This is a genomic window from Nocardia sp. NPDC004151 (genome assembly GCF_042874235.1).
In the GTDB taxonomy this organism is placed as follows: domain Bacteria; phylum Actinomycetota; class Actinomycetes; order Mycobacteriales; family Mycobacteriaceae; genus Nocardia.
In genome coordinates this window covers 1-13,508 of sequence record NZ_JBIAMR010000030.1, presented here as the reverse complement: position 1 = coordinate 13,508, position 13,508 = coordinate 1, and the positions used below count along the sequence as shown (strand labels likewise).

The following is a 13,508-nucleotide window of genomic DNA, read 5'->3' as shown; positions in this document are numbered from 1 at the left end:
TGCGGGAATGCACGTCAGAGGACGAGCGTGCTCGCGAACGCGTGCCGCAAGGCGGCGGCCCGGACCTCGCGGACGAGGGTGAACGTCGCGGTGATCGGGATCAACCAGGTCCCGTGCGAGTGAGCCAGCACCCGGAACGCCACACCGGCGCCACCTGCCGCGTGCAGCCGTTCGAGGTACTCCTCTCCTTGGCCGCACAACGGATCCAGTTCGGCGACCGTGATGAAGGTCGGCGGCAGGTCCGACAGGTCGTCAGCGAGCAGCGGCGAGATCAGCGGGTTCTGGGGGTCGCCGTGCTCGCCGATGTAGTTGCTCGCGTACTCGTTGATCGCGGTGGCGGTCAGACCGCCGAGGGCCTCGTTCTCCGGAATCGGTAGCGGCCTCAGATCAAGTCCGGGAGCGTCGAGCAGTTGAAGAACCGGCCGCGGCATTCCGTCGTCACGGATGAGCAGGCACAGCGCCGCGGCGAGGTTTCCTCCGGCGCTCGTTCCCCCGACAGCGACCCGGGCCGGATCGATTCCCAGTTCCCGTGCGTTGTCGTGGAGCCAGCGGTACCCGGCGGCGCAGTCCTCCAGTGGAACCGGGAACGGGTGCTCCGGGGCCAGCCGGTATTCGACCGACACCACGACGCAGGGCACCATCGCGGCCATCGGCCCGCACTCGACTTCGGCCGTATCCAGGTCACCCAGGGTCCAGCCGCCACCGTGGATGAAGTAGAGCGCCGGCGCGGGCGCCGCCAAACCGGCAGGGCGCAGCACTCGGACACGGATCTCGGCACCGTCGACGGGGATCAGGTGGTCCGCGGCCACGACATCCGGGCCGCGCCCGGTGGAGGCGAGCACCATCGTGGCGGCGGACATCCGCCGCCGCTCGTTCAGGTCGGCGGCTTCGCGCTCGGCTGCGGCGGCCGCAGCGAGTCCGGCGACGAGGGCTTGGATCGGTGGGTCCAGGGCCATGGCTGTGCCTTTCGTGGTGGTGATTGTTCTGCGGGATGTGCGGTCAGGCCGCGCCGGAGCGGTCGATCGCTCGCTCGTCGGTGCCGAGGTAGCTCGCGATAACGGCGGGATCGGTGCGGACCTGCGTCGGCGTCCCCTCCGCGATGACTCGGCCTGCTTCCAGGCAGTAGAGCCGGTCGGTGAACGACATCAGGAACGGCATGTCGTGTTCGATGACGACCATCGACGCGCCGAGCTCGCGGCGCAGCCGCAACAGCAGCGGGCCCAGGGCCTCGGTTTCGCGTTGCGCGACACCGGCGGTCGGTTCGTCCAGGCACAGCACCCGTGCATCCAGGGCCAGCAGGTTCGCCAGCTCCACGACGCGCCGCGTGCCGGTCGACAGCCCAGCCACCGTCCGGTCCGCGTACGCGCCGAGACCCATGAGGTCGATGAGGTCGGCGGCCTCGGCTCGGCGGACCCGTTCCGCGCGCAACGCCTGAGGCAGGAAGGCTGCCGTGGCGAGTAGCCCGGACCGCCCACGTGCTTCCAGAGCGACCAGGATCGTTTCCCGGACCGTCAGCTCGGGGAAGAGTCTGGCGGCTTGGAAGGTGCGGCCGAGTCCGAGCGCGGCGCGGCGGGCGGGTGCCCAGCCGGAGACATCCTGGCCTAGCAGCTCCACCGTTCCGGATGCGGGGACGAAGCCGCCGATCGCGCCCAGCAGCGTCGACTTGCCTGCCCCGTTAGCTCCGATCAGCCCCACGATCTCGTCGCCGCCGACGCTCAGGCTCACGCGGTCGACCGCGGTATTGCCGCCGAAGCGCACTGTTAAATCACGGACTACCAAGGCCGGTCCGCCGTTAGGCGGCGTCGGCCGTGTCGGCTGTCTGACGCGGATGGCAGTGTGCTGACTTGCCGACCGCGGGACGGATGGCGCCGTCTCACGACCCAGACGTCTCTCAGCGAACTGCACCACCATGTCGCGCAGCGCGTGTCCGATCTGCACCAGCCCGCCGGGGAAGTACAGCAGCAGGATCAGCAGTCCCAGGCTCGAGGCGAACAGCGGCACAAGCTGGTTGCCGGGGAAGAACGCGGGCAGTCCGATCACCCACGCCGCCCCGAGCACCGGCCCCCAGACCGAGCCGAGACCGCCGATCACGACGATGGCGATCAGCACGAGAGAGTCCCCGACCTGGAAGAAGCGTTCGGTGACCGGGACCGACTGAACCGTGCCGGCCAGCATCGCCCCGCCGAGGCCGGCCAGCGCACCGGAGAGAATGAACGCCCCGACTTTCGTCCGCACCGGCCGGACAGTGGCAGCCGCCGCTGCGTCCGGATTGTCGCGCACCGCGATGATCCGCCGACCCGGCCCGGTGCGACGCAGCCGCGACAGCAGTCCCGCGACGAGCACCAGGACAGCTAACAGCACGTAGTAGTAGGTGCGCTCGTTCGAAAGGGCCAAGCCGAACAGCGTCCCGCGCGGGAACGCGACGGAGTCACTCTCGGCGGTGCCGAACACGTCCATCCGGTACAGGAAGCTCACCGCGGCCACGCCGACCGCGAACGTGCTGACCGCGAGCAGCATCCCGTTGACGCGCAGCGCTCCGAGGCCCACGACGGCGGCGAGCGCCGCGGTGATCGCGGATGCGACGAGAACCGCAACCGGGAATGGCATGGGGTTCACGGTCAGCCTGGTGTCTGCACCCAATCCGATCGTCAGACCCGCGGTGAGCGTCGCCGCCGACAGCGCGCCGAGTCCAGCGAAAGCCATCTGGCCGAGGGACAGCTGACCGGCCCATCCGGTCAGGACCGTGAGCGAGCTGGCGCAGATCGCATAGGCGAGGACTGTCGCGTAGAGCAAATGCCGCGAAGGCTCGGTGACGATCAACGGCAGTACCACGGCCGCGAGAATCACCGGCGCGGCCGACAGCAGCCCCAGGTGGCGAACCCACCACAGCTGCCGCAGGTGCTCGGGCACGCCGCGCTCGCGCGGGCCGAATGCGATGGTCTCCGATCCGCCTCGGTCGTCGCGGCGGGCCCGGAGGCCGACCGCCACGAGCACTGCGGCCAGGAGCAGTAGGTCGATGAGACCTGGCTGCGTGACGTATTCGAAGCGCACATAGGCCTGGACCACACCGATCCCCACCCCGGCGGCCATCGACCACCGGAACGACGCCAGGCCGGCGATCACGGCTGCGGCCAGGGCCCGCACCATCGTGTTCGGGCCGAGGTCGGTGACGGCGGTGACGGTGCCGGACAGCCCCGAGATGAGGATCATCGCGAGGCTGGACAGAAGTCCCGCGATCGTCCAGACCAACGTCGAGACGAGTTTGGGGTTGACGCCCAGCGTCCGGGCCAGCGGCATGTTGTCGGCCGCCGCGGTCACCGCACGGCCGGTGGTCGAGTGGTTGAGCAGGATGGACAACGCCCCGGCGACCGCCGGGACGACCACGAGGACTGCGGCCTGAGCGCCGGTGACGGTGACCGAGCCGAGCGTCCAGCTTCCGCTGACCGGCACCGGGTACCGCGCGCTGAGGGTGTCCTTCACCTTCGGCAGTGCGCTGACGACGGCGACGGCGGCCTGAGCGACGCCGATGGTCGCGATCAGAACCGTGACCCGCGGGGCGGTGAACAGCCTGCGGATCACCGCCAGCTCGACCAGCGCGCCGGTCGCGGTACCCACCGCGAGCACGGCCAGCAGCGCGGCCCACACCGGCCAGTCGTAGTTCAGCACGGCGAGCGGGAACAGAGCGGCGGCGATGACGCCGAGGTTGCCGACCGCGAAGTTGATGATCCGGCTCGACCGGTAGACCAGGACGATGCCCTGGGCGATCAACCCGATGGCCAGGCCGTTGACGAGTCCGTCGAAGAGGACCTGAGCGTTCACAGCGTGCCTTCCTGATGCCGATCGAGGGTGGTGCCGTCGTCTCCGGTCCGGAAGAACACGGCCCGCGCGACATCACCCGCGGCGAAGTCCTCGGCGGTTCCCGTGAAGCGGATCCGGCCCTTCTCCAGATAGACCGCGCGGTCAGCGATGGACAGCGCGACATTCAGCGACTGCTCGACGATGACCATGGCCAGCCCGGAATCGCGGAGCCGCCGCACGACGTCGAGCAGTTCAGCGACCACGGCGGGAGCCAGGCCGAGGGAAAGCTCGTCGATGAGAAGGACTTCGGGGTCGTGTAGCAGGGCAAGCCCGAGGGCGAGCACCTGCTGCTGGCCTCCGGACAGCGTCGAGGCTTGTGCCCGCTGCCGGTCCCGCAACTGTGGGAAGAGTGCCAGGACCCTATCGATTCGGTCGGCCACGTCGGCCGGGTCGTTCCGGTAGATGAACGCGCCCATCTCCAGGTTCTCTCGGACCGACATCGTCGGGAACACCCCGGCGCCGCCGGCCAGCGACACGATGCCCAGGCGAACCCGCTGCTCCGGCGACACGTAGGTGATGGTCCGGCCGTTCAGCCGTACCGCTCCGCGCTCTGGAGTGGCGAGACCGGAGAGGATCCGCAGGATCGTGCTCTTGCCGGCACCGTTCGTGCCCAGCAAGGCGACCACCTCGCCGCGGCGGACTTCGACGCTGACGTCGAAGAGCACTTGCACCTGGCCGTAGGAGAAGTCCAGGCCGTTGGCCTGCAGGACCGGGACGTCGTCGGGGTTTGCGATGCGCCTCAGGTGTTCCTCGTGCTCCTCGCGTAGTTCCGCGGCCACATTGGCGAGGTCACGCTTCACGTGCCCGGCGCTGCGCATGATGAGAAGGCCGCCGACCGCTGTGGACGGGATCATCGTGACGAGAACGGCCGTCCGGACCCCGAAGCTGTTGATGAGCGGGAAGCAGATCAGCGCACCGCCGGTAGCGCCGATGAAGAACACGTACACCGACCCCATGGCCGAACCCATGCCGCGAAGCCGGTACGGGACGATCGTTTGGAGCAGCGGACCGATCATCGCGAAGGCCGCGGACAGCAGGACGACCGGAGGGACGCTGAACGCGGTGAACAACACGATGTTCGGTGCGAAGTACTGGAAGGGGAGGAAGAACGCGGACGGAAGCGTGAGCAGGCCGATAAGTCGCAGGGCGCGCGCCGGGTCGTGCCGGAACTGCTGGTCGTAGTAGCGGCCGACGAACGGCAGAACGAACAGTCCTGCTGCTCCCCCGACGGTGCTGACCACGCCCCGGCCGAAGGCCCCGAGCCCGAACTGATGCTCGAGGAAAAGGCTGCCGAGCACCGGTGCGGTGAAAAGGCCGAATCCCATGGCCGCGAAGGCGAGAACGACGGTCTTCAGTGTCCGGATCCGGCCGAGCCGGGCGAACGCTGCCTCCACCGAGATCGGCGGCGGCTTCTCATCGACCAGAACCTCGCCGACCGCCTCGGCCTTCTCCCAGCGTCCCCGAATCGGCTCGGGCAGGAAGAATGCGGCCGCGGCTACCACCGCCACGGGCAGGCCCAGCAGGAAGTACGCCCAGCGCCAGCCGTCCGGTCCACCGAATGCGGCGGCGATCCCGCCGACGATCAGCGGGCTGAGGACGCCGGCCAGTCTGCCGCCGACGCCGATCGCCGCTCCGATCCGGCCGCGGATGCTGATCGGATAGGTGTCGGCGAGCAGCGAACCCTGGACCGGCCCCTGGTTGGACTTCGCTACGCCGGCTCCGAAGCGGGTCAAGAACAATATGAAGGCGTTGGCCGCGAACCCGGACGCGAACACCATTGCCGCGAACGCCATGCTCGCCGCTCCGATCACCGGCCCGCGTCGGAAGCGGTCGGCGACCCAGCCCATCGGTACGGCGCCGAGCACGATGAACGCCCCCGCCGCGACCGAGAGAAATACGATCATGCCGTCGCTGATCCCGAAGCTGGTCCGGATATTCGGCGCGAGCACGCCGAGGGCCGCCCCTTCCAGCTCGTCCAGCGAAGTCAGCAACAGCAGGATCGTGAACGTCGCGGCCCCCGTACTCGCGACCGCAGCCCGCAAAGTCGTGGGTTGCGACGCCGATCCGAAGTCGGCGCCACCCGGGTCGGGGACGACGGCGCGCTCTGGCTCCTGCGGGGCCTCGGGACGCAACATCGCATCCGTGAGGTCGGCGAGGCTGCCACCGGAGCCGGTTTGGTCCTCCATGGTCTGATTCCTCCCACCTGTCCCGATATCTCGTGCCACTGCTATTTCGTCGCAGCGATCGCGGGGCCGGTGGGCAGCATCTGCGAAGTGGAGGCATCGAACTTGTAGACGCCGACCGCGTCGCCGACGCTGTGCTTGCCGGGACCGAGCGAGCCGATCGGCACGCCGGCCAGGTTCAACGTCCCGAGCCCCTCGGCGGCGGTCCTCCAGCCGTCCAGGGTGATGTTCGCGCCGACTTTGTCGGTCACCTGCACGAACAGCTCGAACGCCGCACACTGGTGGGCGATGCCGCTGAGGATCTCCAGCGAGACCTTCGCCATGTCGACCGCGCTGCCCGGGAAGGCGTCGTTGTACTCCTGGACGCACCGCGTGAGGTTCGCGTCAGCGGCCAGTTCGGCCTTCGTCGGCGCATAGGAGGCTGCGACGGTGAGCGGGGCCATGGTGGCGGGCGTGATGCCGGTGGTCGCCATGACGTCCGTGCTCAGCGCCTGCTGCGAGGTGGCGAGGATCTGCTGCGGCAGCCAGCCCTTGCGCTGGAAGGCCACCATGATGTTGGAGAAGTTCGACGTGTTCAGCACCGTGTCCGCGCCCGAGGACTTCATCTTCTCGACTACGGTGTCCAGCGCCTGATTTTGCGCGGACTGGTCGGTGCCGACGTTGGCGAGCGGCGTCTCGGCGACCACGTCGACACCGGCGGCCTGCAGCAGCGGCTTGACGACGTTCTTGGTGACCGCGTCGTCCTGGGCCTCCCAGTAGAGCGCAACCTTGCGGCCCTTCAGCAGCCCCTGGTCCAGTAGCGCCTGCACGCCGGCCTTGCGCTGCCGGTCGTCGGCCATCTCCACCGCGAGGAACGGAGCCTTCGTGGACTTCGCGTCGCGGTCAGCGGACTGGCCCCACAACCCGATGTAGGGCACGCCCTCGGTCTGGGTGAAGCACAGCGGCGTGTCCCCGGTGAAGATGCCGATCGCCGCGAAGACCGCCTGGTCCTTGGACAGCGCCACGCAGGCGGCCTGGGCTGCCGCCGGACCGGTGGGCAGGAACGGCTGGAAGGCGAACTGGATCTGCCGACCGCCAGCCCCGCCCGTCTTGTTCTGCGCCGCGATCCACGCCGTGTAGAGGTCCTTGGTGGCCGGGCCGTTGTCGGCCTGGACCCCGGCTGCCTCGAGCTGCGCCGGATCGGTGCCCGCGACGCCCAGTGTGATGCTCGTCGCGGTGACGCCCTGCGCGGGTGCCATCGCGGCACCGTTCGGCGAGGTCGGCGATGAACTCGAAGGGCCCCTGCTGACCGAGCAGCCCGCCAGGGCTGTGACGGCCGCCAGAACAAGGATCGAGGTCCGGGGTCTTGGACGCATGACGATGCATCTCTTTCGTTGGGGGAACGGGATTTGACTCCAGTGAGATCTGGGGTCACTTCGAGGTGCCGCGATGCTAGCATCGAATACCTGCAACATGGAAGGGTTTCGCGACGCCATGAACGAAGCACAGCTCACAGCGGGTGAGGTCACCCTGAATTACGAGGATCGAGGGCACCCGGGGACCGGAGCCGCGCCCCTGGTCCTTCTGCACGGATACCTCGGAAGCACAGCGGACTGGGCGGCGGTACTACCCCGGCTCGCCGAGCGCCGCCGGGTCCTGGCGTACGACCACCGCGGGCACGGCATGAGCGGCAAACCCGGCCGGGCCGACGCCTACACCTTCGACGCCCTCACCGAGGATCTGCACGCCTTCCTGACCGGCCTCGACCTCGGCGAGGTCGACCTGCTCGGCCACTCCATGGGCGGTGTCGTCGCACAGCGCTATACGCTGGCGCACCCCGAGCGAGTGCGGTCCCTGATCCTCATGGACACCGCACCTGAGCCAACCCGTGGCCCGCTCTCCTGGGTCGTGCGGATCGTCGGCATCGTCGTCCGCCGCCGGGGCATGGGCGCTCTGGGCAAGCTCGTGAAGCTACTGTCCAAGGAAGAAGTGGGGCCGGGCGGCATCGACCGGGAGCAACGTGATCGCCAGACCGCCGCGTTCCTCGGCATGGATCCGGAGGCGTTCGCGGCGTTCGGGCGCGCCCTGGGCTCATATCCGTCGCTGGTGGGCCGCCTCAGCGAGATCTCCTGTCCCACAACGGTACTCGTCGGAGCCCGAGACAAGACGTTGCGATCCGGAGCCCGACAGCTCGTCGACGGCATCGCCGACGCGCAGCTGGTCGTCATCGAGAGCGCCGGCCACAACCCGCAGACCGAGCAGCCCGCTGCCTGGCTCGCAGCCGTCGCGGACCACTTCGAGCGACTGGAGAACAACGCATGACCGACTTCCCCCCGGGGCGCTGGCACGCCCGTTGGATCTGGGCCGACCAGGCATCGGCCACCCAGGACCACGCCGACAGGGCGCGCCAGGTCGTCGCGCTGCGCCACTCGTTCGTGCTCGGCGAGGTGCCCGACCGCGTCCCGGCGCGGATGTCCGCCCTGTCGCGGTACGGACTCTGGGTCAATGGCGTCGAAGTCTCGCGCGGACCAGTCCGCGCCAACCCCCAGCGGCAGCCCTATGACGACGTCGACCTCGCGGCGTATCTGCGGCCCGGGACCAACGTCATTGCCGCCCTCGTCTGGCGCTACGGCGGGCCCAAGCCGTGGTGGATGCCACCGTCGCCGCTGGCCAACGACCTGCATCAGGGGGCGTTCGTGTTCGAGGCCCGGCTCGGGGACGACTGGCTGGTCTCCGGCGCGCACTGGCAGGCGCAGTGCCTCGCGGGCTGGGGCGAGACGGTCCTCGACCGGTTGTCCGGACGCGGCGAAGAGTTGGCCGACGCCCGCGCGCTTCCCGCCGAATGGCTCGGCGCGACCGACTCGGGCTGGCCGGGCGCCGTAGAGCGCCGCGGGTTCACGACCGGCGAGCCGGGCCGGCCCGAGCCTCCAAGCTTCCCGGTCGGGCCACTGGAACCGCGGCCGATCAGTTGGCCGCATCCCGTCGACATCGCCCTGGTGCCGGATTCTCCTGGCATGTTCCTGGCCGAACGGATCGAGTCCGGCACGCTCATCGTCGACGCCTCCGGGCCAACGGGCGCGATCGTCACCGTCCGGGCCGCCGAGTTCCTGAAGGACGGCGTCCCGGTCCCGACCGAGCATGACGCGCGCTTCGTCCTCACACTCGACGGCACCAGGCGCGGCATCGAGTCACTGGACCTATACGGACTGCGGGGCGTACTCGTCGAGGCCGACGACGGCGCGACCGTCCACGGCGTGAGTGTCCGGACCCGTGCTTACCCGGTCGCGGGCGGCGCGTCGTTCCACGCCTCCGACTCGCGGCTGGACAGGATCTGGGAAGTGGGGCGGCGCACCGTGACCCTGTGTTCCTCGGACGCCTACATCGACTGCCCGACCCGCGAGCAGCGAGCCTGGACCGGGGACGCCGTCGTGCACCAGATGGTCGACTTCACGACGAACACCGACTGGCGTCTCGCCGCGTGGTATCCGCGACTGGCCGCGTCCCCTCGCGCCGACGGAATGCTGCCGATGGCCGTCGCCGGCGACATCGAATACGGCGATTTCACGATCATCCCGGACTGGGCATTGCACTGGGTCCACGCCGTGTGGAACCTCTACCGCTACCTCGGCGACACCGAGCAGATCGCCGAGCTGCTTCCGGTCGTGGAACGGGTGCTGCGTTGGTTCCTGCCGTTCTGCGACGTCGATGGTCTGCCGAGCGACGTGTTCGGATGGGTCCTGATCGACTGGGCCGCCGTCTCCACCGAAGGGGTCTGTGCCACGCTGTGCGGATTGTGGGGCCGAGCCCTGCTGGAGTTCGAAGAGATGGCCTCCTGGCTCGGCGACGAAGGCCGGGCCCGGTGGGCCGAGCGCGTGCACCGGCGATTGACATCAGGCTTCGAGCGGCTGTGGGATCCGCAACGGCACCGATACGCCGACTCCATGGTCGCCGGGGTCCGGCGGCCCGCGGCGTCCCAGCACGCCCAGGCTGCGGCCATCGTCGGCGGGCTCGTGCCGACCGCGCGGCTGAACCGGCTGGTGGAGGTCCTCACCGACACCACCGCCCACGTCGACGCCGCGTTCAGCAGCCCGGAGGGGCCTGTCGTGCCGAACAGCGACGCGCCGGTCGGTGGCCTCTATCTTCGCACCGGGCACCCCGAGCCGTGGTGGGATACCGACAAGCAACTTGTCAGAGCTCAGCCGTTCTTCCGGTATGTGGTCCACGACGCGTTGGCCGCGGCGGGCCGCGCCGACCTCGTCGCGGGCCTCTGTCTGGACTGGGCGGAGGCGTTGCAGCGTTGCGACACCTCATGGACCGAGACTTGGTACGGCGGCACGGTCAGCCACGGTTGGTCGTCCACGCCGACCCGCGACCTGATGACCCGAGTGCTCGGAGTCGAGCCCGCCATGCCGGGTTTCAGCGTCGCGCGGGTCGAACCGGCGCTCGGGACGCTGGAGTGGGCGTTCGGTGAGGTTCCCTGCCCGGCCGGGCTGATCTCGGTGTCGGTCAACCGAGCGCGGCTGGTCGTCGACAGCCCGATCCCCTACCGACACGCCGGCCGAGAGTATCCGGCCGGGCGGCACGAGATCGTGCTCTGACGCCGGATACACGTCGGTCTACGGCCGGTCCCGCGGTGGTGCCAGGGACTCCAGGAAGGACTCCAGGAACTGCCGATACGCGTCGACCATGTCGACGCGCACGGGGTCGAGCAGCCACTGGATCTGGAGCCCGTCCATCGCGGCGAGCATCGTCTGGGCGGCGAATTCGACGTCGGTGTCCTCGCGGATATCGCCGGCCTGCCGGGCGATGTCGAATTCGTGGGCGACCAGCTCCCGCGCGTACCGGTAGCGGCCGACGAAGTATTCGTGCGCGGGATGCTGCGGATCAGCGGCCTGCACCGACAACGACGCGAACAGCCGGATCTCCATCGGCTGCCGGGAGTTGAAGGCGACCACGTCAATGCTGGCGCGGATCCAGTCCAGTCCGTGCACTTCGACCCCGCTGACCTGGTGGTCCGGGTCCGGAGTCAGCGAGATCTGGTCCTTGTACCGGAGCACCGCGGTGAGCAGCTCCTCCTTGGAGGCGAAGTGGTGGCGGAGCCCCATGTGCGTGATGCCGACCTTCGCCGCAACCTCCCGCAGCGACACCGCGTCGTAGGTCCGGGCCGCGAACAGCTCCAGCGCGGCCCGCACGATCTCCTCACGCCGCGCGACCCCGCTGGCGTAGGGTCCCCGGCGCCCCGACTGCCCAGATTGCCCCGTGCCCTGCGACCGCTCCGCCACGTTTCCTTCTCCCCGATCGATTCCGGCGACCCTGTGGATGACCAAATGAATACATGCCACGTGGAAGATATTGTGTACCACAGGGTGGACACCGGACATGACAACACCTCCCCGAGCCCGTCCAAGGAATCCCCCAGCCCGGCCGAGGCGAGCCATCATGGGACCTGGTGACCGAATTCCCGTCCGCCCGTGTGGATCTCGGCGACGGCAACTTCCTTCGTCCCGCGCCCTCGAAGCTGATCCCCCTACGATCCGCCAGGCATTCAGATACTCGCTCAGCGAGGGAAGAACCTGCGACTCCCCCGAGGTCAACGTTCGAGGTGTTGCGCAGCCGACCTCTGGCCTCGAGGCCGCCACGGTAGGCCGCACGGATACCAAGCGCTGATCATCGAGCTGAAGGGCCGGTTCCCGCGCGGTTGGGCCGAGCTTCCGCCAGTCGGCCGCCGATCCCGTACCGAACTGATCGACCGCCTCCTACTCGGCCTTTGCCGCAAGTTCACGGACCGCGCGGAGGAAGACTTCCGGGCGTTCGAAGTGGACATCGTGACCGGAGTCGACCTCGATCAGGTCCGCGCCGGGTAGATGCGCCAGTACGTTGCAAACGTCCTTGTCGTCCATGGCCGCCATGAGAATGCCCTGTTTGTTGTAGTAGGACTTGCGGTGCTGGAACCAGTAGTTGGTATGGATCAGGACTGCCGGGGCGGTGATGGCGGACAGGCTCAGCACCGGTGGCAGGAAGAAGATCTGCAACGGTCGGCCCGGATGGGTGAAATCTTTTGACGTATTTGGCTTTTGGCGGAACTTCCGGATCGAGCCGAAGTCGCCGATCATGGCCCGGCTGTGCGCCGATCGCCGCCGGTGAACTGACCTGCGGTTACCCTAACTTCGTTGGTTTCTGCGCCATTACTACCTGAACCCCTACTTCGGCGGTGAGAACAACGCCGAGGTCTGGGAGTTCCCCGGCGACTACCGCGCCGAGGATCTGCTGCTGACTGTCATCGCGACCGCCCCGCGAATGTTCATCACACTCGAAGTCGCCTCGCGTGATGCCTCGACCGATCCCACCAACATCTGGGTCGACTGGGACCGAAGCGTTGCCTTCGACAACGGAATGGCGTCGGTGTCGAATCCGCGATACCAGCCGTTGTCGTACCATGCCGCGCCGAATCCCGGGTCGTAGTTTCGTCAGATCAGCACGTTCGGCACCCGAGCGGAACGAACAACAGCACCGAGCAAGCCTTGGTGGTCCACCAAATAAACTGAGCATCCGAGAACTTGTCCGCCACCATCGGAACCATTGGTCTCATCGCCAGCACGACCCTTCAGGTGTTGCCCGTCCGCAATAGAAGGAGGAGTCATGAGCAGGGAACCGAACCACGACGATCAGCCGGACTTCGAAGCGCTGTACCGGGACGCGTCATCGGAACCGGGTGCTCCCGCGTTGATCCCCTGGGACATCGGCGGCCCACAACCGGTCGTGCAGCAGTTGGTGGCCTACGGCGCCGTGCGGGGCGAGGTGCTCGACCCCGGAACCGGCCCGGGACATCACGCGATCTACTACGCATCCAAGGGCTACTCGACCACCGGTATCGATGCGTCGCCGTCGGCGATCGAGCGGGCCAAGCGCAACGCCGAGCGCGCCGGGGTGACGGTGGACTTCGAGGTGGCCGACGCCACCAAACTCGAGGGCTTGGAGGACCGGTTCGACACCGTCGTCGACAGCGCGTTCTACCACGTGTTCCTCGACGACGAAGAAATCCAGACCCGGTACCTGCAGGCCCTGCACCGGGCCACCAGGCCGGGGGCGCGACTGTTCATGTTCGAATTCGGCCGCCACAACGTCAACGGCTTGCAGCTCGAAGGTTTGCCGGCCGAGAATTTCGACCGCGTGCTTCCCGCGGCCGGGTGGCGCCTCGACCACCTGGGAACCACCACCTACCAGGGCAACTTCAGCCCGGAGACGTTCACCTATATGACCAAGGAGATGAGCGAGGACTCCGGATGGGCCGATCGGATGAAGCCGATGCTCGAACAACTCCAGGTCATTGGGCCGTTGCTGAAAAACAATCGGGTGCACCTGCCCGTGTGGGCCGTGACCGCCACGCGCCTGGACTAGGCCGTGTTTTGAAAGTCGGGTCACCGTAGCCATTGGTTGATGGCGGCGATGTGGATCGTGGCCAGGTAGCGGACGGCGAGTTTGTCGAAT

Annotated in this window: 9 protein-coding genes; 3 read left to right on the top strand and 6 right to left on the bottom strand. The window is 68.3% G+C overall.

Annotated features, from left to right (window positions below):
* Positions 1 to 14 precede the first annotated feature (14 nt).
* Genes ACFYTS_RS36035 through ACFYTS_RS36020 form a run of 4 tightly spaced genes read right to left on the bottom strand, consistent with a single transcriptional unit; the run spans position 15 to position 7,279 of the window.
* Complete coding sequence (locus ACFYTS_RS36035; RefSeq protein ID WP_387309688.1) at positions 15 to 956, bottom strand: alpha/beta hydrolase; 942 nt, start codon at positions 954 to 956, stop codon at positions 15 to 17.
* Between the two features lie 43 nt (positions 957 to 999).
* Positions 1,000 to 3,819, bottom strand: a complete 2,820-nt coding sequence (locus ACFYTS_RS36030; RefSeq protein ID WP_387309687.1) for an ATP-binding cassette domain-containing protein — start codon at positions 3,817 to 3,819, stop codon at positions 1,000 to 1,002.
* Positions 3,816 to 6,044 (bottom strand): MFS transporter, encoded by a 2,229-nt coding sequence (locus tag ACFYTS_RS36025; protein WP_387309686.1) that lies wholly within the window; start codon positions 6,042 to 6,044, stop codon positions 3,816 to 3,818. The genes ACFYTS_RS36030 and ACFYTS_RS36025 overlap by 4 nt, the downstream gene beginning before the upstream one ends.
* A gap of 41 nt (positions 6,045 to 6,085) precedes the next feature.
* Complete coding sequence (locus tag ACFYTS_RS36020; protein WP_387309685.1) at positions 6,086 to 7,279, bottom strand: hypothetical protein; 1,194 nt, start codon at positions 7,277 to 7,279, stop codon at positions 6,086 to 6,088.
* A gap of 235 nt (positions 7,280 to 7,514) precedes the next feature.
* Here ACFYTS_RS36020 and ACFYTS_RS36015 point away from each other — a divergent pair, with 235 nt between their 5' ends.
* Both ACFYTS_RS36015 and ACFYTS_RS36010 read left to right on the top strand, forming a co-directional pair.
* Positions 7,515 to 8,342 (top strand): alpha/beta fold hydrolase, encoded by an 828-nt coding sequence (locus tag ACFYTS_RS36015; protein WP_387309684.1) that lies wholly within the window; start codon positions 7,515 to 7,517, stop codon positions 8,340 to 8,342.
* Complete coding sequence (locus ACFYTS_RS36010) at positions 8,339 to 10,618, top strand: hypothetical protein (RefSeq protein WP_387309683.1); 2,280 nt, start codon at positions 8,339 to 8,341, stop codon at positions 10,616 to 10,618. Before ACFYTS_RS36015 ends, ACFYTS_RS36010 begins: the two co-directional genes overlap by 4 nt.
* Before the next feature lie 18 nt (positions 10,619 to 10,636).
* Here the strand turns inward: ACFYTS_RS36010 and ACFYTS_RS36005 are convergent, their stop codons facing one another.
* On the bottom strand, positions 10,637 to 11,302 hold the full coding sequence (locus tag ACFYTS_RS36005) for a TetR/AcrR family transcriptional regulator (protein ID WP_387309682.1): 666 nt from the start codon (positions 11,300 to 11,302) through the stop codon (positions 10,637 to 10,639).
* A gap of 474 nt (positions 11,303 to 11,776) precedes the next feature.
* Positions 11,777 to 12,133, bottom strand: a complete 357-nt coding sequence (locus tag ACFYTS_RS36000; protein ID WP_387309681.1) for an alpha/beta fold hydrolase — start codon at positions 12,131 to 12,133, stop codon at positions 11,777 to 11,779.
* A gap of 526 nt (positions 12,134 to 12,659) precedes the next feature.
* Here ACFYTS_RS36000 and ACFYTS_RS35995 point away from each other — a divergent pair.
* On the top strand, positions 12,660 to 13,418 hold the full coding sequence (locus ACFYTS_RS35995) for a class I SAM-dependent methyltransferase (protein ID WP_357289534.1): 759 nt from the start codon (positions 12,660 to 12,662) through the stop codon (positions 13,416 to 13,418).
* Positions 13,419 to 13,508 lie beyond the last annotated feature (90 nt).

Bases quoted from the DNA above. Each gene is read 5' to 3' on its own strand.
- ACFYTS_RS36035 (WP_387309688.1), bottom strand. From the start codon at position 956: ATGGCCCTGGACCCACCGATCCAAGCCCTCGTCGCCGGACTCGCTGCG.
- ACFYTS_RS36025 (WP_387309686.1), bottom strand. From the start codon at position 6,044: ATGGAGGACCAAACCGGCTCCGGTGGCAGCCTCGCCGACCTCACGGAT.
- ACFYTS_RS36020 (WP_387309685.1), bottom strand. From the start codon at position 7,279: ATGGCACCCGCGCAGGGCGTCACCGCGACGAGCATCACACTGGGCGTC.
- ACFYTS_RS36015 (WP_387309684.1), top strand. From the start codon at position 7,515: ATGAACGAAGCACAGCTCACAGCGGGTGAGGTCACCCTGAATTACGAG.
- ACFYTS_RS36010 (WP_387309683.1), top strand. From the start codon at position 8,339: ATGACCGACTTCCCCCCGGGGCGCTGGCACGCCCGTTGGATCTGGGCC.
- ACFYTS_RS36000 (WP_387309681.1), bottom strand. From the start codon at position 12,133: ATGATCGGCGACTTCGGCTCGATCCGGAAGTTCCGCCAAAAGCCAAAT.
- ACFYTS_RS35995 (WP_357289534.1), top strand. From the start codon at position 12,660: ATGAGCAGGGAACCGAACCACGACGATCAGCCGGACTTCGAAGCGCTG.